The sequence below is a fragment of the Streptococcus sp. V919 genome (assembly GCF_054353475.1).
The window spans coordinates 783,253-808,741 of sequence record NZ_JBTHHY010000001.1 but is presented as its reverse complement, the minus strand read 5'-3'; the positions used below and the strand labels follow the sequence as shown (position 1 = coordinate 808,741).

At 39.8% G+C, this 25,489-nt stretch carries 24 protein-coding genes and 2 tRNA genes; 21 read left to right on the top strand and 5 right to left on the bottom strand.

Annotation, left to right across the window (positions count from 1 at the left end):
- Positions 1–26: 26 nt before the first annotated feature.
- The 3 genes from ACXYSK_RS04245 (at position 27) to ACXYSK_RS04235 (ending at position 3,003) form a co-directional block, all read left to right on the top strand.
- Positions 27–1,487: a nicotinate phosphoribosyltransferase gene (locus ACXYSK_RS04245; protein WP_006150417.1), complete on the top strand. Its 1,461-nt coding sequence runs from the start codon at positions 27–29 to the stop codon at positions 1,485–1,487.
- Complete coding sequence (gene nadE, locus ACXYSK_RS04240) at positions 1,484–2,308, top strand: ammonia-dependent NAD(+) synthetase (RefSeq protein WP_458625158.1); 825 nt, start codon at positions 1,484–1,486, stop codon at positions 2,306–2,308. The genes ACXYSK_RS04245 and nadE overlap by 4 nt, the downstream gene beginning before the upstream one ends.
- 152 nt (positions 2,309–2,460) lie before the next feature.
- A complete protein-coding gene (locus tag ACXYSK_RS04235) occupies positions 2,461–3,003 on the top strand; it encodes a GNAT family N-acetyltransferase (protein ID WP_303942372.1) in 543 nt (180 codons plus the stop codon).
- Between the two features lie 45 nt (positions 3,004–3,048).
- Here ACXYSK_RS04235 and ACXYSK_RS04230 read toward each other — a convergent pair whose 3' ends face one another.
- The 4 genes from ACXYSK_RS04230 to ACXYSK_RS04215 all read right to left on the bottom strand — a co-directional run bounded on the left by ACXYSK_RS04230 (position 3,049) and on the right by ACXYSK_RS04215 (position 7,881).
- Complete coding sequence (locus ACXYSK_RS04230; protein ID WP_458625157.1) at positions 3,049–4,131, bottom strand: M24 family metallopeptidase; 1,083 nt, start codon at positions 4,129–4,131, stop codon at positions 3,049–3,051.
- A gap of 115 nt (positions 4,132–4,246) precedes the next feature.
- Positions 4,247–5,029: a lipid II isoglutaminyl synthase subunit GatD gene (gene gatD, locus ACXYSK_RS04225; protein ID WP_458625156.1), complete on the bottom strand. Its 783-nt coding sequence runs from the start codon at positions 5,027–5,029 to the stop codon at positions 4,247–4,249.
- The gene (murT, locus tag ACXYSK_RS04220) at positions 5,029–6,372 is read right to left on the bottom strand and encodes a lipid II isoglutaminyl synthase subunit MurT (protein WP_458625155.1); all 1,344 of its coding nucleotides are present in this window, start codon (positions 6,370–6,372) and stop codon (positions 5,029–5,031) included. Before murT ends, gatD begins: the two co-directional genes overlap by 1 nt.
- Positions 6,373–6,564: 192 nt before the next feature.
- Positions 6,565–7,881 carry an FAD-containing oxidoreductase gene (locus tag ACXYSK_RS04215; RefSeq protein ID WP_049503099.1) on the bottom strand — a complete coding sequence of 439 codons (1,317 nt, stop codon included), beginning with the start codon at positions 7,879–7,881 and terminating at the stop codon, positions 6,565–6,567.
- 342 nt (positions 7,882–8,223) lie between these two features.
- Here ACXYSK_RS04215 and ACXYSK_RS04210 point away from each other — a divergent pair, with 342 nt between their 5' ends.
- The 18 genes from ACXYSK_RS04210 to ACXYSK_RS04125 all read left to right on the top strand — a co-directional run bounded on the left by ACXYSK_RS04210 (position 8,224) and on the right by ACXYSK_RS04125 (position 23,715).
- Complete coding sequence (locus ACXYSK_RS04210) at positions 8,224–9,798, top strand: DEAD/DEAH box helicase (protein ID WP_458625154.1); 1,575 nt, start codon at positions 8,224–8,226, stop codon at positions 9,796–9,798.
- Between the two features lie 271 nt (positions 9,799–10,069).
- Complete coding sequence (gene codY, locus ACXYSK_RS04205; RefSeq protein WP_235083978.1) at positions 10,070–10,858, top strand: GTP-sensing pleiotropic transcriptional regulator CodY; 789 nt, start codon at positions 10,070–10,072, stop codon at positions 10,856–10,858.
- Positions 10,858–11,433, top strand: coding sequence for a cysteine hydrolase family protein (locus ACXYSK_RS04200; protein WP_303942383.1), 576 nt, complete (start codon positions 10,858–10,860; stop codon positions 11,431–11,433). The genes codY and ACXYSK_RS04200 overlap by 1 nt, the downstream gene beginning before the upstream one ends.
- Before the next feature lie 77 nt (positions 11,434–11,510).
- A tRNA-Leu gene (locus ACXYSK_RS04195) sits at positions 11,511–11,596 on the top strand.
- A gap of 132 nt (positions 11,597–11,728) precedes the next feature.
- On the top strand, positions 11,729–13,006 hold the full coding sequence (locus tag ACXYSK_RS04190) for an ABC transporter permease (protein WP_458625153.1): 1,278 nt from the start codon (positions 11,729–11,731) through the stop codon (positions 13,004–13,006).
- Positions 13,007–13,019: 13 nt separating this feature from the next.
- Positions 13,020–13,667, top strand: a complete 648-nt coding sequence (vex2, locus tag ACXYSK_RS04185) for an ABC transporter ATP-binding subunit Vex2 (protein ID WP_458625152.1) — start codon at positions 13,020–13,022, stop codon at positions 13,665–13,667.
- 45 nt (positions 13,668–13,712) lie between these two features.
- The gene (vex3, locus tag ACXYSK_RS04180) at positions 13,713–15,092 is read left to right on the top strand and encodes an ABC transporter permease subunit Vex3 (RefSeq protein ID WP_458625151.1); all 1,380 of its coding nucleotides are present in this window, start codon (positions 13,713–13,715) and stop codon (positions 15,090–15,092) included.
- 71 nt (positions 15,093–15,163) lie between these two features.
- Positions 15,164–15,820, top strand: coding sequence for a response regulator transcription factor VncR (gene vncR, locus ACXYSK_RS04175; RefSeq protein ID WP_235083983.1), 657 nt, complete (start codon positions 15,164–15,166; stop codon positions 15,818–15,820).
- Positions 15,817–17,148 (top strand): sensor histidine kinase VncS, encoded by a 1,332-nt coding sequence (gene vncS, locus ACXYSK_RS04170; protein ID WP_458625150.1) that lies wholly within the window; start codon positions 15,817–15,819, stop codon positions 17,146–17,148. Before vncR ends, vncS begins: the two co-directional genes overlap by 4 nt.
- 135 nt (positions 17,149–17,283) lie before the next feature.
- Complete coding sequence (locus ACXYSK_RS04165; protein WP_001019005.1) at positions 17,284–18,165, top strand: class II fructose-bisphosphate aldolase; 882 nt, start codon at positions 17,284–17,286, stop codon at positions 18,163–18,165.
- 149 nt (positions 18,166–18,314) lie between these two features.
- Complete coding sequence (locus tag ACXYSK_RS04160) at positions 18,315–18,680, top strand: hypothetical protein (RefSeq protein ID WP_458625149.1); 366 nt, start codon at positions 18,315–18,317, stop codon at positions 18,678–18,680.
- Between the two features lie 41 nt (positions 18,681–18,721).
- Positions 18,722–18,931 (top strand): hypothetical protein, encoded by a 210-nt coding sequence (locus ACXYSK_RS04155; protein ID WP_458625148.1) that lies wholly within the window; start codon positions 18,722–18,724, stop codon positions 18,929–18,931.
- A gap of 275 nt (positions 18,932–19,206) precedes the next feature.
- On the top strand, positions 19,207–20,139 hold the full coding sequence (locus ACXYSK_RS04150) for an alpha/beta fold hydrolase (RefSeq protein WP_458625147.1): 933 nt from the start codon (positions 19,207–19,209) through the stop codon (positions 20,137–20,139).
- A 315-nt stretch (positions 20,140–20,454) separates the two neighbouring features.
- Positions 20,455–21,447: an ABC transporter ATP-binding protein gene (locus tag ACXYSK_RS04145; RefSeq protein WP_001240803.1), complete on the top strand. Its 993-nt coding sequence runs from the start codon at positions 20,455–20,457 to the stop codon at positions 21,445–21,447.
- Position 21,448: 1 nt separating this feature from the next.
- Entirely contained in the window at positions 21,449–22,267 is an 819-nt protein-coding gene (locus tag ACXYSK_RS04140) for an ABC transporter permease (RefSeq protein WP_458625146.1), read from the top strand.
- Position 22,268: 1 nt separating this feature from the next.
- Positions 22,269–23,054, top strand: a complete 786-nt coding sequence (locus tag ACXYSK_RS04135; protein ID WP_458625145.1) for an ABC transporter permease — start codon at positions 22,269–22,271, stop codon at positions 23,052–23,054.
- A 99-nt stretch (positions 23,055–23,153) separates the two neighbouring features.
- A tRNA-Thr gene (locus ACXYSK_RS04130) sits at positions 23,154–23,226 on the top strand.
- A 174-nt stretch (positions 23,227–23,400) separates the two neighbouring features.
- Positions 23,401–23,715 (top strand): hypothetical protein, encoded by a 315-nt coding sequence (locus ACXYSK_RS04125; RefSeq protein WP_458625144.1) that lies wholly within the window; start codon positions 23,401–23,403, stop codon positions 23,713–23,715.
- A gap of 36 nt (positions 23,716–23,751) precedes the next feature.
- On the opposite strand, the gene ACXYSK_RS04120 is transcribed toward ACXYSK_RS04125, so the two are convergent.
- On the bottom strand, positions 23,752–25,422 hold the full coding sequence (locus ACXYSK_RS04120; RefSeq protein WP_458625143.1) for an N-acetylmuramoyl-L-alanine amidase: 1,671 nt from the start codon (positions 25,420–25,422) through the stop codon (positions 23,752–23,754).
- Positions 25,423–25,489: the final 67 nt, after the last annotated feature.

Sequence of the window (25,489 nt, the reverse complement as noted above, 5' to 3'; positions counted from 1 at the left end):
TTACAAATAGGGAAGAAGGACAGTATATGTACCCAGATGACAGTTTAACTTTGCACACAGATTTGTATCAGATTAACATGATGCAGGTTTACTTCGACCAAGGCATTCATAACAAGAAAGCAGTTTTTGAAGTTTTTTTCCGCCAACAACCTTTCAAAAACGGTTATGCTGTATTTGCAGGTTTGGAACGAATTGTGAACTACTTAGAAAACCTGCGCTTTTCTGAGAGCGATATTGCTTATTTGGAATCACTTGGTTATCATGGTGCCTTCTTGGAATATCTCCGTAATCTCAAGTTGGAATTGACTGTACGTTCTGCTCAAGAAGGAGACTTGGTATTTGCCAATGAACCGATTGTTCAAGTGGAAGGTCCTTTGGCTCAGTGTCAATTAGTTGAAACAGCCCTCTTGAATATCGTCAACTTTCAAACATTGATTGCGACTAAGGCGGCTCGTATTCGTTCAGTCATTGATGATGAACCTTTGATGGAATTCGGAACACGTCGTGCGCAAGAAATGGATGCAGCTATCTGGGGAACTCGTGCGGCTGTTATTGGTGGTGCCAATGGAACTAGTAATGTACGCGCAGGGAAGCTCTTTGGTATTCCGGTTTTAGGGACTCATGCCCATGCTTTAGTACAAGTTTATGGAAATGATTATCAGGCTTTCAAGGCTTATGCCTCAACGCACAAAAACTGTGTCTTTCTAGTAGATACATACGATACTCTTCGCATCGGTGTTCCAGCAGCGATTCAGGTTGCGCGTGAACTTGGTGACAAGATTAATTTCCTTGGTGTCCGCATTGACTCTGGAGATATGGCCTATATCTCTAAAAAAGTTCGTCAACAACTGGATGAAGCAGGATTTACGGATGCTAAGATCTATGCATCCAATGATCTTGATGAAAATACCATCCTTAACCTCAAGATGCAAAAAGCTAAGATTGACGTCTGGGGTGTAGGTACTAAACTCATCACTGCTTATGACCAACCAGCACTTGGAGCAGTTTACAAAGTTGTTGCTATTGAAGACGAGAATGGTCATATGCGCAATACCATTAAACTTTCAAATAATGCAGAGAAAGTTTCAACACCAGGTAAGAAACAAGTTTGGCGCATCACCAGTCGTGAAAAAGGTAAGTCAGAAGGTGACTATATTACCTATGATGGTGTCGATGTTGCTAGCATGACTGAAATCAAGATGTTCCATCCAACCTATACTTACATCAAGAAAACTGTCCGTAATTTTGATGCTGTTCCACTCTTGGTAGACATTTTCAAGGAAGGTAAGCTGGTTTATGACTTACCAAGTCTGCCTGAAATTCAAGCCTATGCTCGTAAGGAATTTGATAAGCTCTGGGATGAATACAAACGCGTACTGAACCCACAACATTATCCTGTGGACTTGGCTCGTGACGTATGGCAAGACAAGATGGACTTGATTGATAAGATGCGTAAGGAAGCTCTAGGCGAAGGAGAAGAAGAATGAGTTTACAAGAGACCATTATCCAGCAACTAGGTGTAAAACCAGTGATTGACGCCAAGGAAGAAATCCGTCGTTCGATTGACTTTCTAAAAAGATATTTAAAGAAACATCCTTTCCTAAAAACTTTTGTATTGGGTATTTCTGGAGGACAAGACTCGACCTTGGCAGGACGCTTGGCTCAACTAGCTATAGAAGAAATGAGAGCTGAAACAGGGGATGATAGTTATAAATTCATCGCAGTTCGCCTGCCTTATGGGGTGCAAGCTGACGAGGATGATGCTCAAAAAGCCCTAGCTTTTATTCAGCCAGATGTTAGTTTGGTAGTCAACATTAAAGAGTCTGTAGATGCTATGGCAGTGGCTGTAGAAGCAACAGGGAGTGCAGTTTCCGATTTTAACAAAGGAAATATCAAGGCTCGTAGCCGAATGATTGCCCAATATGCCCTTGCAGGTGCTCATAGCGGAGCTGTTATCGGGACGGACCATGCTGCGGAAAATATCACAGGTTTCTTTACCAAGTTTGGTGACGGTGGTGCAGATATTCTCCCACTCTATCGCCTCAATAAACGCCAAGGAAAACAACTCTTGAAGGAGCTTGGAGCTGATCCAGCCCTCTATGAAAAAGTTCCAACAGCAGATTTGGAAGAGGAAAAACCAGGCATTGCAGACGAAGTAGCCTTGGGAGTCACTTACAATGAAATTGATGATTACCTCGAAGGTAAACAAGTAAGCCCAGAAGCCCAAGCAACCATTGAAAAATGGTGGTACAAAGGCCAACACAAACGCCACCTACCAATCACAGTGTTTGATACGTTTTGGGAGTAAAAAAGTCCGGGGGACTTTTTTAGCCCGAGCATAGAAATGAGAAAGCGAAGAAGGTTCAAAGGGACCTTTTTCGCTTTATAACTTGAATAGGGGAATAAGATAGGTCAATGCAAGTTTGAACCCAACCATAAAATAGAAAGTGAGTTACGATTATGAAAGCACTAGGTACACAAACTATTGAGACAGAACGTTTGATACTAAGGAGATTTGTGGAAGATGATGCTCAAGCCATGTTTGATAATTGGGCTTCACGCTCAGAAAATCTGACCTATGTGACTTGGGATCCACACCTAAATGTCGAACAGACTCGAAATTCTATAGGCAATTGGGTAAAATCCTATGACGATCCAGATTATTACAAATGGGCTATTTGTCTCAAAGAAAGTCCAACACATGTCATTGGAGATATTAGTCTGGTCAGTGTGGATGAAGAAAACTCTAGCTGTGAGATAGGATATATCTTAGGGATGGACTACTGGGGACGAGGAATCATGACAGAAGCCTTGAAGTCAGTTTTATCATTCTGTCTGGATGAGATTAGATTTAAAGAGGTTGATGCTTGCTATGTAAGTCTAAACCCAGCATCTGGTCGTGTTATGGAAAAGGCGGGTATGACTTTTTGGAAGACGATTCCAAATGCAGTTGAACGAAAAGGCTATATAGCTGATAAAATTTATTATCAAATCAAAAAATAAGATGGAAAAGTCTCACTTTTCCATCTTATTTTTTATAGATTGATTTTAATCAAAGTAAAGCAAATCTTTGATGGTACTTGTAAAGAGGTCAAAACCGTCTTTTGTAACAACACCACAGTCTTCGATGCGTACTCCGACTTTACCAGGGATATAGATACCAGGCTCAACTGAGAAGCACATACCTTCTTCGATAACCATGTCGTTTCCTTCCATGATTGAAGGGAATTCGTGGACATCCATACCGATACCGTGTCCGAGACGGTGGTTGAAGTATTCACCATAGCCAGCTTTTTCGATAACTTCACGGGCAGCACGGTCTACTTCATGTGCAGTCACACCAGGTTTGATAAAGTCAAGGGCAGCTTGTTGTGCTTCCAGAGTCAAGTTGTATATATCTTTCTTGAATTGGTCAGGTTTACCAACAGCGACTGTACGAGTCATATCTGATGCATAACCATTCACCATCACACCGAGGTCAAAGAGGAGAAGGGCATTGTTTTCGACCTTGTTGGCTCCAGGAATACCATGTGGATTTGCAGCGTTATCACCTGTCAAAACCATAGTATCAAAACTCATTTCATAGCCTTCGCGTTTCATGGCAAAATCAATCTGTGCGATAATATCAGTTTCAGTATTATCAAGAGAGATATTGTCAAAACCAACTTTGACAGACTTGTCTGCATAGACACCTGCTACCATCATCTTTTGCACTTCGTCAGCTGACTTGATCAAGCGCATACGCTGGATCAGTGGAGTCAAGTTTTCAAATTCGGCAGTTTCAAAGACAGATTTTAAACCGTGGTATTTAGTCAAGATGAGGTTGTCAAACTCAACTGCTACACGTTTGAAATCAAGTTGTGGCAAGGCGTTTTGGATTTTTTTCCAAGGATTTTCAGAGTCCACATAACCAACAACCGGGAATGAAACAGTGCTAGTTGCTCGCTCAACTTCAAGGGCTGGGACAAAGAGAAGTGGTTCCTGGTCTCCAAGGACAAAGAGGAACATTTGGCGTTCGTGTGGATCACTGTAAAAACCAGTGAGGTAATTGATAGTGACGGGGTCAGATACGACTGCGACGTCTAACTTTTCAGATTCGAGATATGTTACAATTTGTTGTAATTTAGACATATGTTACCTTCTTTCTACCCCTCTATTTTTGCAAAAATTAGTAGAAATTGCAAGAGAGAAGGGGAAAAGAGCCTAAAAAAATTCCAACAGCTAATAGCATGTTGGAATAGAAAGATTAGTTGAATTCTGCCTTGCTTTTCACATCGCTGTATTCTTCAGCGACTTCTTGGCTCAGGATATCCTCATAAGCTGGAAGGACGATGTCCTGACCATACTTTTTCTTGAGGGCAGTAGTGACCAAGCGATAGGCTAGGTTGGCATTACGAGATAAGATAGGCCCGTGGAAATAAGAACCGAAAACATTTTTATAGTGAACACCTTCTCCGATTTTCTCTTCATTATTTCCATTTCCGTATACGACCTGCCCGAGTGGTTTTTGGTCATCTGAGAGGAAGGTACGGCCTTGGTGGTTTTCAAAACCATAATAGGTTTCATCGAATTCTTCGTTATGAATTTTAATATCACCAATAAAGCGGTTGTTGGTTTGGTTGAGTGTGTAGTGTCCCATGACACCCAAGCCTTCGATACGTCTTCCAGAAGCTTCGATATAGTATTGTCCCAACAGTTGGAAGCCACCGCAGATAGCAAGGACAACACCATCATTTTGGATAAAGTTATCGATGCTTTCTTTTTTAGCAGGCAAATCACCAGCAATGATACTTTGTTCAAAGTCTTGGCCACCACCGAAAAAGGCGATGTCGTAGTGATTTTCATCGAAATCATCATGAAGTGAAACGATATCAACTGTTACATGGGCCCCAAGCTTTTCAGCTACGTACTTGAGCATGAGGATATTCCCGTTATCTCCGTAGGTATTCATGAGGTTACCATAGAGGTGGGCGATATTTAGCTGGTAAGGATAGTTGCCGTCTTTTGAGGAAAGTGAAGTATAAACCATTAGTTCATCTCCTTTCTAACAAGCTGACGATTGGCTAGTAATTCTCGGAATTCCAACATAGCTGTATAGGTCGCAAGGATATAGGCATGCTTGCAGTCTTGAGCTTCTATCGTTTTGAGAACTTGTTCCAGGCTACTTGTTTCAGTGATTTTATCGGCTGGATAGCCAGTCACTCGAAGACGACGAGCAATTTCAGAATGACGAACGCCACCGGCGTTGATTTCTGGGATATCCATCTCAGTAATTTGTTCAAAATCAGCATCCCAAATCCAGCTGGTATCAATTCCATCTGCATAGTTGGCATTTAGGAGAACAGAAAGGCTAAACGGATAAGGAGCTAATTTTATCATCTCAATAGCTTGGGTAGCACCAACAGGATTCTTGATGAGAACCAGCGTGCACTCCTTATCACCGATATGGAAGGTCTCCTGGCGACCGAATACAGCGCGACTCTTGTCAAATCCTTGCTTAATCAGTTGAGAATCAGCACCAAGGTAACGCGCGATAGCTACCGCAGCGAGAGCGTTGTAGATATTGTAGAGTCCACCGATTTGAATACCGTATTCCTGTCCGTCAATAACAAAGCGGGAACGATTATTGGTCAGCTCAACCAATTCTGTCAGACGGTAGTCCAAGTCAGGACGTTTACATCCACAGTTTTCGCAGATATAAGCTCCTAAATTGGCATAAGTATTAAGCTCATATTTCAAAATACTTTGACAGTCTGGACAGAGAATACCTTCAGTATTGTAGTGAGCCAGTTGTGCTGGACCTTTTTCCATATCAAAGCCAAAATACTGAACTGGATTTGGAATAGCAGGCTTGTAGAAAAGTGGACTATCACCGTTTAGCAGAACAGTGGCAGTAGGAACTTTGCGAATAGCGTCCAAAATCATGTTATAGGTTGTGTAAATCTCACCGTATCGGTCCATTTGGTCACGGAAGATATTGGTAATGACGAAAAGATTAGGCTGGATATAGTCACAGATGTGTGAGAGACTAGCTTCATCGATTTCAAGAACCGCAATATTTTTTCCAGTTTTTGAAGATTTTGCAGTCAAGAAAGTAGTCGTAATCCCTGTGATCATATTGGCACCACTTGGATTAGTTAAAACTTGACCATAAATTTCCTTTAGGATACCGACAGTGAGAGCGGTTGTCAAGGTTTTCCCATTGGTACCAGTTACCACAACAATTTCGTAGTTCTTCGCTAAATTTTGTAGAATATCTTTATCAAATTGAAGGGCGAGTTTTCCAGGTAGCGTACTTCCACGGCCAAGACGGCTCAAAATAAAGTGAGAAGAACGCCCAGCAAGAAGGCCCAAAGTAGTTTTAAATTTCATGTTTCTATTATATCATAAAAGCTTGAAAAGATAGATTTGAGATTTCAGTGAAGAAAAAACAGCCCGACGAGGGCTGCTTTCTAAAATTATACTCAATGAAAATCAAAGAGCAAACTAGGAAGCTAGCCGTAGGTAGTACTTGAGTACGGCAAGGTGAAGCTGACGTGGTTTGAATTTGATTTTCGAAGAGTATTAAATCGCAAACAAATCGTTTAGGTTCTCAGCCATAGTTGGGTGAGTAAAGATTTGTTTAGCCAAATCTGTGTATGGGATATGATGGTTCATAGCAAGAGTAATCAAATTGATAATTTCATGAGATTCTTGACCAAAGAGGGTCACACCCAAGATTTCCTTAGTTTCAGGGTTTACCACAGCTTTGAAGGCACCACGCAAATCGCCATTAACATGACCACGAGGCATGCCAGCAACTGGAAGTTCCTTGACAGCAACTGGTCCACCTGCTGCTCTGGCTTGGTCTTCAGTAAGACCAACTTGTGCCAAAGGTGGGTTGAGGAACATAGCGGTTGGAACAGCTCCACGTGTTTCAAGATTATAGCTACCATCCCCTGTCAAGTAATTAAAGACAATACGGAAATCATCTAATGAAATATAAGTGAATTGAAGACCACCATTGACATCACCTACTGCAAAGACACCTGGAACGCTTGTTTCCAAATGCTTATTAACCTGGATACCACCACGCTCAGTCAAGGCAATATCGGTGTTTTCCAAGTGAAGAGGTTCAATATTAGGCTTGCGTCCTGTCGCATAAAGGAGTGCATCAAAACGGAAGTCTCCTTTATCAGTAACAACGACAACTTCATCACCGTCATTCTTAACTTCGGAAGTTTTAACACCTTGCTCAAAGACAATGCCGTCCTCTTCCATGTATTCCTTAGCCAACTTAGCAATAGATGGCTCCACACGTGGCAAGAAGCTAGTCGCTGCATCCAAGACAGTCACTTGGCTACCCAAACGGTTATAAAGGCCAGCAAATTCAAGACCGATATTACCACCACCTAAGACACCTAAACGTTTTGGCAAGGCTTCAAGGGTTTGAATACCAGTTGAATCGTAGACATGCTCAGTTGTTGTCAACCCAGGAATCGGCAAGACATTAGACACAGCACCTGTATTGATGACAATAGTTTCAGCCGTAAGCTCTTGGCGGTCATCACCAGCCACTACTTCGATGACCTTATTTGACACGAAATGTGCCTCTGCATCAATGACATCAACGCCATTGTCTGCCAACATTTTATAATTCTTAGCGTTAAGACGACCAGTCACCGCACCACGCTCTTTCATGGTATCGTCAAATGACCAGCCCTTTTCAGCTGCTACAATCATAGTCTTGGTTGGGATACAAGCAAAATTAATGCAAATACCACCATACATCGCTTTACTGCGCTCGATGACAGCAACTTTCTTACCAGCCGCATTCATCTTAGCAGCCAAAGTCTTACCGGCTTTACCAAATCCAATTACAATTAAATCGTATGTTAACATTTTTAAATCCTCCTATTTGATTTCATTCTAGCACAAGAAAAAAACTTTTGCACAAATCTGCTACGGGAAAAAATATTGGACTAAAATAGTCTAACGAAAGCTTTCGGGAATCAAGTTCAAAAAATAGAAAAATCGTTTACATGTTTTAATCAAGTGGTTAGACTATCTTTTGGCCCTCTCTTGTGATATACTAGATAAGTTGCAAAGAAAGCAGTACTTTTCTTTAGTGGAAAAGAAGCAACACGATCTTTCATAAAAAGATATGAAAAACCGTCATGAAAAGAAAAGTATAAATTAAGCGCTATAGGATGGCTTCGCACCATCTTTAGAAAGAAGAAAAACGTGAAATTTAATGAATTTAATCTTTCTGCTGATTTGTTAGCAGAAATTGAAAAAGCAGGATTTGTAGAAGCAAGTCCTATCCAAGAGCAAACCATTCCTTTAGCTCTTGAAGGGAAAGATGTTATCGGTCAAGCACAGACTGGTACAGGAAAAACAGCAGCCTTTGGCTTGCCAACCCTTGAAAAAATTCGTACAGAAGAAGCAACTATCCAAGCTTTGGTAATTGCTCCAACTCGTGAACTTGCAGTTCAAAGCCAGGAAGAGCTTTTCCGCTTTGGTCGAAGCAAGGGTGTGAAAGTCCGTTCAGTATACGGTGGTTCAAGTATTGAAAAACAAATCAAGGCTCTTAAATCAGGGGCTCATATCGTTGTAGGAACACCAGGACGACTACTTGACCTCATTAAACGTAAGGCTCTGAAATTACATGATATTGAAACCTTGATCTTAGACGAAGCTGATGAAATGCTTAACATGGGATTCCTTGAAGACATCGAAGCAATTATCTCACGTGTCCCAGAAAAACGTCAAACTCTACTCTTTTCAGCAACTATGCCAGATGCCATCAAACGTATTGGTGTTCAGTTCATGAAAGAACCAGAGCATGTGAAGATTGCTGCCAAAGAATTAACAACAGAACTGGTTGACCAGTACTATATCCGTGTTAAAGAACAAGAAAAATTCGACACAATGACTCGTCTTATGGATGTTGAACAACCTGAGTTGTCAATCGTTTTTGGTCGTACAAAACGACGTGTAGACGAATTAACTCGTGGGCTTAAAATCCGTGGTTTCCGTGCAGAAGGGATTCATGGAGATTTGGACCAAAACAAACGCCTTCGTGTCCTTCGTGATTTTAAAAATGGCAATCTCGATGTCCTAGTTGCAACAGACGTGGCTGCACGTGGTTTGGATATCTCAGGTGTGACCCATGTATACAACTACGATATTCCTCAAGACCCTGAGAGTTATGTTCACCGTATTGGTCGTACAGGGCGTGCAGGTAAGTCAGGTCAATCGATTACTTTCGTAGCACCAAATGAGATGGGCTACCTCCAAATCATCGAAAACTTGACCAAGAAACGCATGAAGGGCTTGAAACCTGCGACAGCAGAAGAAGCCTTCCAAGCTAAAAAGCATGTTGCGCTGAAGAAAATTGAACGTGACTTTGCGGATGAATCTATTCGTGGAAACTTTGACAAATTCGCAAAAGATGCCCGTAAATTAGCAGCCGAATTCAGCCCAGAAGAATTGGCCATGTACATCCTTAGCTTAACGGTTCAGGATCCAGATAGTCTTCCAGAAGTTGAAATTGCACGTGAGAAACCATTACCATTCAAACCATCTGGTGGTGGATTTGGTGCAAAAGGCAAGTCTGGTCGTAGTGGCCGTCGTGGTGACGACCGTCGAGATCGTGATCGCCGTGGCAATGGTCGTCGTGATGATTTCAAAAAAGGCAGTCGCAAGAACGACCGCTTTGAGAAGGAAAAACGTTACCGTAAGGATAATAAAAAACCACGTAATACTTCAAGCGAGAAGAAGACAGGCTTTGTGATTCGTAACAAAGGAGATAAATAACAAAAAAAGCGGTTCACTGTGGTGGATCGCTTTTATATATAAGGAGACCAAAAGTCAAGAAAATAATCATACGAGAGTTTGTATTTATATATTTGTTATCTTGTAATATTATCTTATCAAAAATATAGAAAGCTGTCAATAAGAAAATACAAAAAATTAGCAAAAATTTTCGAATACGCTTGAATTGCAATTCAATAAATAATTTTCAGATAATTGTTGAAATAGTCGCAATTTTATGATATACTGAAAGCGATTATATGCGAGGTAAAACATGGCAAATTTATTAGAAAAAACAAGAAAAATTACGTCTATCCTGAAGCGTGCGGAAGAAAAGCTTCAAGATGACCTACCATACAATGCAATTACACGTCAATTGGCTGATATTATTGACTGTAATGCCTGTATTTTAAACAGTAAGGGACGTCTTCTAGGATATTTTATGCGCTACAAGACCAATAATGACCGTGTAGAGCAATTTTTCCAATCAAAGATTTTCCCTGATGAATATATTCAAGGGGCTAACATGATCTACGATACGGAGGCTAACCTCCCGGTGGAGCATGATTTGACCGTTTTCCCAACAGAAAGTCGTTCAGACTTTCCTGATGGATTGACTACGATTGCTCCGATTCATGTTTCTGGTATCCGCTTGGGTTCTTTGATTATTTGGCGTAATGACAAGAAATTTGAAGAAGAGGACTTGATCCTTGTTGAGATTGCAAGCACTGTAGTTGGAATTCAATTGTTGAACTTCCAACGTGAAGAAGACGAGAAAAATATTCGTCGTCGTACAGCAGTCACTATGGCAGTTAATACCCTTTCTTATTCTGAATTGCGAGCAGTATCAGCTATTTTAGGAGAACTAAATGGTAATGAAGGTCAATTGACAGCTTCTATCATTGCAGATCGTATCGGTATTACACGTTCGGTGATTGTCAATGCTCTTCGTAAACTCGAATCAGCAGGGATTATTGAAAGTCGTTCTCTTGGTATGAAAGGAACTTATCTCAAAGTTCTAATCCCAGATATTTTTGAAGAAGTGAAAAAGAGGAACTATTAATGGCTAAAGCACTAATTTCTATTGATTATACAGAAGATTTTGTAGCGGATCATGGGAAACTGACTGCGGGTGCTCCAGCTCAAGCAATATCTGATGATATATATGGGGTGACCCAAAAGGCTTTTGAACGTGGAGATTATATCTTTTTCACCATCGATGCCCATGAAGAAAATGATGTTTTTCATCCTGAAAGTAAACTCTTCCCGCCACATAACATTATTGGGACTAGTGGACGAAATTTGTATGGCAAGTTAGCCGACTTCTATCAGGAACATGCTGATGATAGTCGTGTTTTCTGGATGGACAAGCGTCATTATTCAGCATTTTCTGGGACAGATTTGGATATCCGTCTCAGAGAGCGTAAAGTGGATACTGTCATTTTGACGGGAGTTCTTACAGATATTTGTGTCTTGCATACAGCCATTGATGCTTATAATCTTGGTTATCAGATAGAAGTTGTGAAACCGGCAGTAGCATCCATTTGGCCTGAGAATCATGCCTTTGCACTTGGACATTTTAAGAATACACTTGGTGCGAAATTGGTTGATGAAAATTTGCTTGAAATTACAGAATAATACATTTCAAGATGAAAAAATCTGAAAAAAGTCTTGACAATTTTTTTCAAAGTTGATATACTAGTAAAGTAATCGACGCGGGGATGGCGGAATTGGCAGACGCGCAGGACTAAGGATCCTGTGACCGCTTTAGGTCGTGAGGGTTCAAGTCCCTCTCTCCGCATAGGAAAAGAGTTAGCTTTGGCTAGCTCTTTATTTTTTTACCATTTGAGGGCAAATTTTATTTGCTCTTTTTTATTTCATAAACATTTCATATTTGAATATTATAATGGATTTACAAATATGGAGGTGCTATATGAATTCCATTCAAAGAGCATGGGCTTACGTCAGCAGAAAAAGACTGAGAAGTTTCCTATTATTTTTGATTCTCTTTGTCTTATTGGCAGGTATATCTGCTTGTTTGACGCTCATGAAGTCCAACAAAACGGTAGAAAATAATCTCTATCGCTCACTGAATATGTCTTTTTCGATTAAAAGAATAGAAGCAGATCAGACTTTTCAACTGTCTCAACTAGATGACCTTAAAAAGATAAAGGGCCTTGAGAAGATTTCACCTGAGCTAGAAACAATAGCCAAGTTAACTGACAAAGAAGTCGTTACTGGAGAACAAAGTATCCAAAGGGATGATTTGACAGAGGCTGAAAAAAATCTTATCAGTTTGATTGCTTTGGAAGATTCTTCCAAGGATGTTTCTTTTACAAGTTCAGCCTTTACCCTTAAAGAAGGAAGACATATCGAAAAAGGGGATCGAAAAAAAATCTTAATCCACGAAGATTTAGCCAAGAAAAACAATCTAAAAGTAGGAGAGAAGATTAGCTTAAACCCTGCTCAAGTAGAAGGAAATAGTGGACAAACACTAGATTATGAAATCGTAGGTGTTTTCTCAGGTCAGAAGCAAGAGAAATTTACCGGTCTATCATCAGACTTTAGTGAAAATACGGTCTATACAGACTACGAAAGTAGCCAAAATTTACTTGGCAACAAGGAAGCTCAAGTTACTGCAGCCCGTTTCTATCTTGAAAATCCAAAAGATATGGATGGTATCATTCAAGAGGTTGAAAAGTTATCCCTGGAAAACCAAGGGTTCCAAGTTGAAAAGGAAAATAAGGCCTTTGAACAAATCAAGGATTCAGTTTCGACCTTCCAAACCTTCTTACAGATTTTCCTCTATGGCATTATGATTGCTGGTGTAGGGGCGCTGATATTGGTCTTGTCACTTTGGTTACGAGAGCGAGTCTACGAGGTTGGTATTCTATTGGCACTAGGGAAGGGAAAAGGAGCAATCTTTAGCCAATTCTGCCTGGAAGTCATCATAGTTTCATTGGCAGCTATTTTACCAGCATTTCTTGCAGGAAATGCCATTACTTCCTATCTTTTAAAAACTGTACTAGCAAGTGGCGATCAAGCTGCACTACAAGATACGCTAGCAAAAGCAACTAATCTTTCAACAAGTCTTCTTTCATTTGGAGAATCTTATGTTTTTCTCCTTGTGATTAGCTCCTTGTCAGTTGCACTTTGTTTTATCTTTTTATTTAGAAAATCACCGAAAGAAATTTTATCATCTATTAGTTAATAAAGGAGAAATCATGACTTTACTACAATTACAAGATCTTACTTATCGTTACAAAAACACTGCAGAAGCAGTATTATATAAAATCAATTACGATTTTGAACCTGGAAAATTCTATAGCATCATTGGAGAATCAGGAGCTGGGAAATCTACCCTCTTATCACTATTAGCAGGCCTTGATAGCCCAGTAGAAGGTGCTATTAAGTTTGAGGGTAAGGACATTCGTGAACAAGGTTATTCTTATCACCGTATGCACCATATCTCGCTAGTTTTCCAAAACTATAACTTGATTGATTATCTTTCTCCGTTGGAAAATATCCGCTTGGTCAATAAAAAAGCTAGTAAGGATACCCTTCTTGAACTTGGTTTAGATGAAAGTCAAATCAAGCGGAATGTTCTCCAATTATCAGGTGGGCAGCAACAACGTGTTGCCATTGCTCGTAGCCTTGTATCTGAAGCACCAGTGATTTTAGCTGATGAACCAACCGGAAACCTAGATCCTAAGACAGCTGGGGATATCATCGAACTCCTCAAATCTCTTGCTGAGAAAACAGGCAAGTGTGTGATAGTTGTGACCCACAGTAAGGAAGTAGCACAGGCGTCAGATATTACACTGGAATTGAAGGATAAAAAGCTGACTGAAACAAGAAAAAAAAGTAACTAAATCTTTTAAATATATATAAGTGAAGTAAATCTAGAAAGGAATCTTATGTTACACAACGCATTTGCCTATGTCACAAGAAAATTCTTTAAGTCGCTTGTGATCTTTCTCATCATTCTCTTGATGGCTAGTTTGAGTTTAGTCGGCTTGTCTATCAAGGGTGCGACAGCCAAGGCTTCTCAGGAAACCTTTAAAAATATCACCAATAGTTTTTCTATGCAAATCAACCGCAGGGTCAACCAAGGAACTCCACGTGGTGCAGGGAATATCAAGGGTGAAGATATTAAAAAAATTACTGAAAATAAGGCTATCGAATCCTACATCAAACGAATCAATGCTATCGGTGATTTAACTGGTTATGAACTAATTGAAACGCCTGAAACCAAGAAAAATCTAACGTCTGATCGAGCTCAACGTTTTGGAAGCGGCTTGATGATAACAGGTGTCAACGACTCTTCTAAGGAAGATAAGTTTGTATCAGGCTCTTACAAGCTGGTCGAAGGTGAGCATTTAAAAAATGACGACAAGTACCAGATTCTCATGCATAAAGATTTGGCAGAAAAGCATGGATGGAAGGTAGGAGACAAGGTCAAACTTAACTCCAATATCTACGATGCGGATAATGAAAAAGGAGCCAAGGAAACTGTAGAAGTCACTATCAAAGGACTTTTTGATGGACATAACAAATCTGCTGTGACCTACTCACAGGAACTATATGAAAATACAGCAATCACAGATATTCACACAGCTGCCCAACTCTATGGATATACAGAAGATACAGCTATCTATGGAGATGCTACCTTCTTTGTGGCTGGAGATAAGAACATCGATACGGTCATGCAAGAAATAGGATCCATCAACGGTATCAACTGGAAGATGTATAGCTTAATCAAGAGTTCATCAAACTATCCTGCTCTTGAACAATCCATCTCAGGCATGTACAAGATGGCTAATCTCCTCTTCTGGGGTAGCTTGAGCTTCTCAGTTCTCCTACTTGCTCTCTTACTCACGCTATGGATTAACGCCCGTCGTAAAGAGGTTGGAATTCTTCTTTCCATTGGTCTTAAACAAGTAAGTATTCTAGGTCAATTTATCACAGAAGCAGTTATGATTGCAATTCCAGCACTAATTTCAGCTTACTTCTTAGCTAACTATACTGCTCGTGCCATTGGAAATACAGTGCTTGCAAATGTCACATCAGATGTGGCTAAGCAAGCTAGTAAGGCAGCCCAAGCCTCTAATCTTGGTGGTGGTGCAGAAGTGGACGGCTTTAGCAAGACTCTTTCAAGTTTAGATATATCCATTCAACCTTCTGACTTTGCTATTATCTTTGTACTTGGCTTGGTTCTAGTGGTACTAGTTATGGCACTTGCTTCAAGTAATCTCCTATTTAAGCAACCAAAAGAACTTTTGATAGATAGTGAATAAAAAAACCTGCTACCTATTCTCACTCAAATGAGATATAATATAGGTAGCATTTTTGATAGAAAAGGATTTATATGAAAATTCTAATTGTAGAAGATGAAGACATGATCCGTGAGGGAATTAGTGATTACTTGGCGGATTGTGGATATGAAACCATTCAGGCTGCAGATGGTCAAGAAGCCTTAGAACAATTTTCAAATCACCAAATAGCTCTGGTTCTCTTAGATATTCAAATGCCTAAACTCAATGGTTTAGAGGTTTTGTCAGAAATCCGTAAGACCAGCCAAGTTCCAGTCTTGATGTTGACAGCCTTTCAGGACGAAGAGTATAAAATGAGTGCCTTTGCCTCACTAGCAGATGGATATCTAGAAAAGCCTTTTTCCCTATCTTTGTTAAAGGTACGAGTAGATGCTATTTTCAAGCGTTATTATGATACTGGTCGAACCTTTTCCTATAAGGATACCAAGGTTGATTTTGACAGTTATAGAGCTAGTGTAGCGGGGAAAGATGTTTCTGTGAATGCAAAAGAACTAGAAATCTTAGATTATCTGGTCAAAAATGAAGGTAAAGCCTTAACTCGGTCGCAGATTATCGATGCTGTTTGGAAGGTGACAGATGAGGTTCCATTTGACCGAGTGATCGATGTCTATATCAAGGAACTACGGAAAAAACTAGACTTAGACTGTATTCTTACCGTGCGGAATGTCGGCTATAAATTGGAGAGAACATGAAAAGACTGAGTTTATTTAAAAAGATTTTTATCTATACCTTCTCGGTATTCTGTACCTTAGTCATTTGTTTGCATTTGGCCATCTATTTCCTCTTTCCTACTACCTATCTCAGTCATCGTCAGGAGAGTATCGGACAGAAGGCAACAGAAATTGCTCAAACCCTCCAAGGAAAAGACAGTCAAACTATCCAGGAAGTACTTGAACTTTATTCTCAAAGTAGCGATATAAAGGGAACCATCAAGGGTGAAATGACTCAGGATAAGTTAGAAGTCAACGACAATCTTCCAATTGATAGAGATCGACAGACGGCCTCCTTGGTCATTGAGGAAAGAGAGGTCCAATCTAAGGATGATCAGACCTTGACCATACAGTTTATTGCTTCTATGGATTTGCAGAAAGAAGCAGAAGATATGAGTCTGCAATTCCTACCCTATACTCTGTTAGCTTCCTTTCTGATTTCACTCCTGATTGCTTATATCTATGCGAGAACTATCGTAGCTCCAATATTGGAAATCAAGCGAGTAACTCGAAGGATGATGGACTTGGATGCAGAAGTGAGATTGCGCGTGGATTCCAAGGATGAGATTGGGGATCTCAAGGAGCAAATCAATAGTCTCTATCAGCATCTCTTGACCGTCATTGCGGACTTGCATGAGAAAAATGAATCCATCCTCCAGTTAGAAAAGATGAAGGTTGAGTTTTTGCGAGGAGCTTCCCATGAACTGAAAACACCTCTAGCTAGTCTGAAAATTCTTCTGGAAAATATGCAAGCAAACATTGGGCGCTACAAAGACCGTGACTATTACCTGGGAGTTTCTTTGGGTATCGTGGATGATTTAAGCCACCACGTCCAGCAGATTTTATCCCTTTCTTCCGTTCAGGAATTACGAGATAAAAAGGAGGAAATCAACCTTCTTGAGATGACTAATCTTCTATTGAAGGACTATGACTTGTTAGCCAAGGAGAGAGAAATCACTGTAGAGAATCAACTCACTAACCAACAAACTTATCTAAATCCTTCTGTACTCAAGCTGATTCTTTCAAATCTTATCAGTAATGCGGTGAAGCATTCTATCCAAGGTGGCTATCTAAAAATTGGGACAGAAGATGACTGGTTTTTTATTGAAAATACCTGTACAACAGAAGAGCAAGATAAGTTTGAACAATCTTTTACAACTTCTAGTCGCCAAAGTAAGGGAGCTGGTTTGGGACTATTTGTGGTCAAGAGTTTATTAGAGAACGAAGAAATTGACTATTATTTTGAAAGAGATGAGAATCACTTAGTATTTTTCATGAAGCTACCACAGGTCAATCCGGAAAGTGATTAAGAAAGGGTTTACATCAATCTGATTGGAAGAAATTCAATCTAAAGTATGGGAAAAACTAGATTTTTTTATCAAAAAGTGATAAAATGAACAATGTAAATGGGATATCCCATAAAAATATACAGGAGGCCTGATAAAATGGCAATCGTTTCAGCAGAAAAATTTGTCCAAGCAGCTCGTGACAACGGTTATGCAGTTGGTGGATTTAACACAAACAACCTTGAGTGGACTCAAGCTATCTTGCGTGCAGCAGAAGCTAAAAAAGCTCCAGTTTTGATCCAAACTTCAATGGGTGCTGCTAAATACATGGGTGGTTACAAAGTTGCTCGCAACTTGATCGCTAACCTTGTAGAATCAATGGGTATCACTGTACCAGTAGCTATCCACCTTGACCACGGTCACTACGAAGATGCACTTGAGTGTATTCAAGTTGGTTATACTTCAGTAATGTTTGACGGTTCACACCTTCCAGTTGAAGAAAACCTTGAAAAAGCTCGTAAAGTTGTAGAATTTGCTCATGCAAATGGTGTATCAGTAGAAGCTGAAGTTGGAACTATCGGTGGTGAAGAAGACGGAATCATCGGTGATGGCGAATTGGCTCCAATCGAAGACGCTAAAGCAATGGTTGCAACTGGTATCGACTTCTTGGCAGCTGGTATTGGTAACATCCACGGTCCTTACCCTGCAAACTGGAAAGGTCTTCACCTTGACCACTTGCAAAAATTGACTGAAGCTGTACCAGGATTCCCAATCGTATTGCACGGTGGATCAGGTATTCCTGATGACCAAATCCAAGCAGCTATCAAACTTGGTGTTGCTAAAGTTAACGTTAACACTGAATGCCAAATCGCATTCGCTAACGCAACTCGTAAATTTGCTCGTGACTACGAAGCAAACGAAGCAGAATACGACAAGAAAAAACTCTTCGACCCACGTAAATTCTTGGCTGACGGTGTAAAAGCTATCCAAGCATCAGTTGAAGAACGTATCGACGTATTCGGTTCAGAAGGTAAAGCTTAATCTAGCTTAACCCTATAAAACAGAAACCTGCCCGTGAGGGTGGGTTTTTTCGTTTTCTAACTCTTCTCAATCGTATTTAAAAAGTGATATAATGAAGATGGAAGAAAGCATTTAGTGATTTTTGGTAAAACTAGCTTTTTAATCAACCCTTGAAAGGAAAGATAGCCATGATATTCGACCAGTCCTTGCAAGCCTACCTACATGAAGTAGATGGTGTTTTTCTAGCTTGGGAAGAAAAACCAAGTGGAAATTTTGAGATGGAGGCTCAGTTGCTTGCATCCAATTACCATAAAAACAGGTCTCGTATTCTTGCATTTATATTGCCTCGTTTACAAGAATTTTATGGGTATTTGACAGATGAAGAAGCTACTGAAAAATTGGGTAAACCCATCATCGAGCCAGAAAGACAAACCGTTACTTTCTGCGATCAAACTTTTGATGATATTCATATCTTTTCTTTTGACTATCAGGGGCAGGCATTTGAGTGTCTGGAGAATTTTGCCATTGATGGTTAGTTAAGGTCTGTTTTCAGTTTTAAAAAGAAGGAGAGAGACTGATGAGTACTGCTGATTTTGTCTTTATTGAGAGTAAAGACCCCATATTCCTAGATTTACAAGCCTTTTGTACTGCTTTGAGAGAAAAGTTCCCAGGTATTTTGATCAGAGAAAGGACGAATCCTGAAAAAGCTTACTCGCTTTCTTGGGATTATCAAAGTCCTCAGCTTACTTTGGAAAGTTCACTGAGTAGCAAAAAAATATTTTTGTGATTGATTACTTTGATTCAACGAACAGGTTACAAGATTATGCCTCCTATATCGTCTGGCTTCGGAAATGGTTTCCACCTGAAGAGAAGGTTTCCTTTTGTGATGAAGGATATGAGTATGTGTTTGAACTTCCTAGTGATTTATCCCAAAAGGAGTTTAAAAACTACTTACGAACAAGATTTGATGAGTGAAGAAGAAGTGTGAAAATGAAATATAGAATACTAGAGAAAAACCAATCTAAAGTTGCTAAAAGACTCTAATTTTTGTACAATAATGCTATGAAAAAACTAAAAAAATGCTGTCTTGGACTTCTTAGTTTCATTCTTTTGTTTTTAGGGGCAACATTCATCTTTCATCGTATCAGCTTGGAAAAGGAACAAGCCTTACTAACACCTGTGGGACAGCAAGTTCTTGTCAATGGGCACCAAATGAATGTTTACGTTGAAGGGGACGGTTCAGAGACTATAGTATTTCTATCCGGTGCTGGGATTGCTTCTCCAATCTTGGATTTTAAGGATATATCGGATTCCTTATCAAAAAAATATAAGGTAGTCATCGTGGAACGTGCTGGCTATGGTTATAGTAATGATAGCAATCAATCAAGAGATGTGATGGAGGTTTTGTCTGAGACTCGTCAAGCACTTTCACAAGCAAATGTAACAGGTCCTTTTATCATTCTGTCTCATTCCATAGCGAGTCTTGAGAGTCTGGCTTGGCAGGAGAAGTATCCTAATGAAGTGAAAGCCTTGGTTGGTCTAGATTGGGCATTGCCATCAAGTTATGAGGATTTAAAGGATAATCAAGCCCTACTTTCTGTAGCCTACTGGAGCAGCAAGATTGGTTTGTTACGCTATTTCCCTGAGTCTTTTTATATCAAAAATCCAACGCTGACCGAAAGTGAACGACAACAATATAAATTACTAGCATATAAACAGTTGATGTCACAAGCCATGCTTCATGAATCCCGTTTGGTAAAGGAAAATGCCAAGAAAGTTCCTTCTAGCATCAATCCTAAAATTCCTACCTTACTCATGGTTTCTAATGGTGAAGGCACGACTTTTAGCCAATCAGAGTGGCAACGTTATGTAGAGAGATTTTCTAGTGACCAGTCTAATGTGAAAGTCATCTATATGGATGCACCACATGACCTCTATCATTATCAAAGCGATGCTATTGTTTCTCACATTGAAGAATTTTTAGAGAATAATTGAGGGACTAGAAATTTATTTCAGATTGACGAACATGATTAAATACTGAAAGCTTAGTACTAGAATAATGATAAAATAATGTCTTTTATAAACATCCAGTCTGTTTTTTAAGACAGGCTGGATGTTTTTTTCAAGTATCAAAACTGTTTACTTTTTACTAGAAAAACACTTGTTTCCCCTTATCGATTACATTATAATAGAATGTAATTAAGACCTTTGTGTATAAATTATATAGAGGAGCCCGTTTTAGGATTCAAGAAATGAAATTTGACCATTAAGTAGTATGAATTAATGGTTCTTTTCTAAAGGGAGAGATATATGGCAATGATAGAAGTGGAACATCTTCAGAAAAATTTTGTGAAGACAGTAAAGGAGCCAGGTTTGAAGGGGGCTTTGCGTTCCTTTATTCATCCTGAAAAGCAGACCTTTGAAGCGGTCAAGGATTTGACTTTTGAAGTACCCAAGGGGCAGATTCTAGGCTTTATCGGAGCTAATGGTGCTGGGAAGTCGACAACCATCAAAATGCTAACAGGGATTTTGAAACCGACATCTGGTTTTTGTCGGATTAACGGCAAGATTCCCCAGGATAATCGCCAAGATTATGTCAAGGATATTGGAGTCGTTTTCGGACAACGTACCCAGCTATGGTGGGATTTGGCACTGCAAGAGACCTACACGGTTTTGAAGGAGATTTACGATGTGCCAGACTCGCTTTTCCATAAGCGTATGGACTTTTTGAATGAAGTTTTGGATTTGAAGGAATTTATCAAGGATCCTGTGCGGACTCTTTCATTGGGTCAACGGATGCGGGCGGATATTGCGGCTTCCTTGCTTCACAATCCCAAAGTTCTCTTTTTAGATGAGCCGACTATTGGTTTGGATGTGTCGGTCAAGGATAACATTCGACGTGCTATCACCCAGATTAATCAGGAGGAAGAGACAACTATTCTCTTGACCACTCACGACTTGAGCGATATTGAGCAACTCTGTGATCGGATTTTTATGATTGACAAGGGGCAGGAGATTTTTGATGGGACGGTGAGCCAGCTCAAGGAGACCTTTGGCAAGATGAAGACTCTCTCCTTCGATCTGACGCCAGGTCAAAGTCATCTCGTCTCTCATTATGAAGGATTACCTGATATATCCATTGATAGACAAGGAAATAACCTGACTATTGAATTTGATAGTTCCCGCTACCAATCAGCTGATATTATCAAGCAAACCTTATCTGATTTTGAAGTCCGTGATTTGAAGATGGTAGATACGGATATTGAAGATATTATCCGTCGCTTCTATCGAAAGGAGCTCTAAGATGGTCAAATTGTGGAGACGTTATAAACCCTTTATCAATGCAGGGATTCAGGAGTTGATTACCTATCGAGTAAACTTTCTTCTTTATCGGATTGGCGATGTCATGGGGGCTTTTGTGGCCTTTTATCTCTGGAAGGCTGTCTTTGATTCCTCGCAAAATCCTTTGATTCAGGGCTTCAGTATGGCGGATATCACCCTCTATATCATCATGAGTTTTGTGACTAATTTATTAACTGAGTCAGATAGCTCCTTTATGATCGGTGATGAGGTAAAAGATGGCTCTATTATCATGCGCTTATTAAGACCAGTCCATTTTGCGGCCTCTTATCTTTTCACCGAGCTTGGTTCCAAGTGGTTGATTTTTATCTCTGTTGGACTGCCATTTTTAAGTGTCATTGTTTTGATGAAAATCTTATCTGGGCAAGGGATTGTAGAAGTGCTGGGACTAACTACCCTTTATCTTTTTAGCTTAACGCTGGCCTATCTGATTAACTTTTTCTTTAATATCTGTTTTGGTTTTTCAGCATTTGTGTTTAAAAATTTATGGGGTTCTCAAGTATTTAAGGCTTCACTAGTATCCTTTATGTCTGGGAGTTTGATTCCCTTGGCTTTCTTTCCAAAGGTCATTTCAGATATTCTGTCCTTCTTACCTTTCTCATCCTTAATTTACACTCCGGTCATGATTATTGTTGGGAAATACGATGCTAGCCAGATTCTTCAAGCACTTTTGCTTCAGCTTTTCTGGCTTATAGTGATGGTGGGCTTGTCTCAGTTGATTTGGAAACGAGTCCAGTCATTTATCACCATTCAGGGAGGTTAGTATGAAAAAATATCAACGCATGCATCTGATTTTTATCAGACAGTACATCAAGCAAATCATGGAATACAAGATAGATTTTGTGGTTGGTGTGTTGGGAGTCTTTCTGACTCAAGGCCTGAACCTCTTGTTTCTTAATGTACTCTTTCAACACATCCCCTCGCTAGAAGGTTGGACCTTTCAAGAGATTGCCTTTATCTATGGATTTTCCTTAATTCCAAAGGGATTAGATCATCTCTTTTTTGACAATCTCTGGGCTTTAGGTCAACGACTAGTTCGAAAAGGGGAGTTTGACAAGTATCTGACTCGTCCTATCAATCCTCTCTTTCACATCCTCGTTGAGACCTTTCAAATTGATGCCTTGGGTGAACTTTTGGTCGGTGGAATTTTACTAGCGACAACGGCGACTAGCATTGCTTGGACTCTTCCAAAATTCCTGATTTTTCTAGTTTGTATTCCTTTTGCGACCTTGATTTATACTTCCTTGAAAATTGCTACAGCCAGCATCGCTTTTTGGACCAAGCAGTCAGGTGCCATGATTTACATTTTCTATATGTTTAATGATTTTGCCAAGTATCCTATTTCTATTTACAATTCGTTCCTTCGTTGGTTAATTAGCTTTATTGTACCTTTTGCCTTTACGGCCTACTATCCTGCCAGCTATTTCTTGCAGGGCAAGGATGGACTCTTTAATATCGGTGGTTTGATTCTGATTTCCCTTGTCTTCTTTGTCATTTCTTTGAAACTATGGGACAGGGGCTTGGATGCCTACGAAAGTGCGGGTTCGTAAAAGGAAGAAACTCAAAGTCTCGTCTTAGGACAGGCTTTTTTTAATGGAGATAAAATTCCTTGACATCCTTCCTTATAGTGCTATACTATAAGAGTAATCGCCGATTTAGCTCAGTTGGTAGAGCAACGCACTCGTAACGCGTAGGTCACAGGTTCGATCCCTGCAATCGGCAGTGTGAAAGAAGTCCTCTCGGACTTCTTTTTTCTTTTAATAAGATTTTGACCACATAGTCTATCATGACTACCACATAGACAAAACCTATTGTTTAGGTTTTTTATTTCTGTTATAGTATTAACTGTCAAAGGGAGATAAAGCTTCCTATCAAAATAGAAAATGAGGTAGAATTATGAAAAAAGTATTAGGGATCGGATTTTTAGTTATTGCAGTAGCGGTCTTGTATTTTGGTTTTGTTGGATGGCCAAGTTTGGATGTCAACATCTGGGCCCTCTTTCCAGTAGGTCTATTTCTATTCTTTACACTTGAAAATCTAGTGAAAAAAGATTACAAGGCTAGTCTCATGTGCCTGATCATTGCTTTTATCATTGCAAATGCTATTCTGGATATCTTACCACTTTCAAGTGGTTTGGTTATCGGTGCTGGAGTGCTGGCTTGCGTGGGAATTGGATTTCTCTTTCCAGATGTTAAAAAGAAAGAAGCGTAATACAAAAAAGTCTCGAGTTTTCTCGAGACTTTTATTTTATTTACCTGCGTAATATTTTTGAATACCTTTGACAATCCCAGCAACCAATCTATTTTGGTAGGCATCGCTACGAATTTGTTGGTTTTCATTGAAATTGTCAATATAACCAAGCTCCAATAGAACGGCTGGTTTATCAGTTTCTCGAAGGACCGCAAAGCTACTTTGGAGGAGGCCAGCATCCTTAGCGCCAGTTTCAGCTAGGAGTGAAGAGTGGATATCAGCAGCAAGGCGATTGCTTTCACTGATACGATCAGGGTGATTATGCCAGTATGAATTAATCCGAGAAGGATAGCCAGCAGCTTCTTCGTAAGAATAAGTCTGAATACCAGAACGGTTAGAAGCAGGGCTTCCGCTAGCATTGAAGTGGATGCTAATGAAGATATCGGAGTTCGTGTTATTGGCTATTTTTGAACGTTCGGTGACAAAGTCGACATAGACATCACTATCTCTCGAAGAAAGAACTGTATAACCAAGACCTTGGAGTTCCTTGCGTAGTTTTTTATAAACTTGCATGGTGAGGTCTTTTTCATTAGTGTTATAATAAACAGCACCTGGATCTTTACCACCGTGTCCTGGATCTAAGAAAACGGTATATGTGTATTTTCCTTTTTCAAATCCACGACTTACTGGCACTTCACCAATCCATTTTCCATTACTTTGGAACTGATGTGCTTTTCCATCGATTTTATGAGTTCCTGTGACATAGACCCCGCTATCTTCTAGGTAATACCAAGCATTATAGTAGTTATCAAAAATCCATTCATTCTTGGCCATGTAACCACCTGACTTAAGGTAGTAGGAGCCAATCCATTCACGCGCAGCGTATGCACCACCTGATTTCAAGTAGAACCAGCTATCATAGTTTTTATCGAAAATCCATTCTTTTTCAGCCATAGCCCCACTAGCTTTTAGGTAGTAGCTACCTTGCCATTGGTTACTTGCCATAGTGGCATCTTTGTTAAAGTAGTACCAGATACCACCAATTTTATCCCACTTATTTTTGATTAATCTACCAGAAGATTGAGCATAGTACCATTGTCCATCTTGTTTGACCCAAGCCCTCTCAGCCATAGCCCCACTATTGGTAAAGAGATAATCATCAAAAATGGTGTTGCTGAGCATGATACCGTCTTTATCAAAGTAGTACCATACACCGCCAATCTTTTTCCAATCTTGTTTAACGATTTTTCCAGATGGATTAGCATAATACCAGTTATCTTTAATTTTAGCCCAGCCACTACTGACCATAGCCCCGCTGCTAGTCAGAATGTACCCATCATAGATCGTATCGCTGAGCATGATACCATCCTTATCAAAGTAGTACCATTTTCCGTGAATTTTTTTCCAATTGACTGTAGCCTTGTTAGCTTCATAGAAGCGCCAGATATTTTCTTCAAATATCCAACCATCTTTTTTATCTTTTGGAACCTGGCTTTCTTCTTTCTTAGCTGAAGTTTTACTTGGGTTTGTTGTAGAAGTTGTTGGTATGCTTGAACTTGCTTCAGTAGAAGGAACTGGTTCCTTTGTTTCAACCTTGTTAGCTGTTGTAGTTTGTTGCGTCGTCTCTGCTGAAGTAGTTTGTACTTTATTTTCTTCAGCTAAAGCTGGGTTTGTTGCAAATCCTAGGTAAGTAAGCGTGATGGCACTTGCCAAGAACGTTTTTTTCACTTATTTGATCTCCTATTTATTTTTTAATAATCTCTTTTTAAAATGTCATTAGAAAAGCACCTCAAAT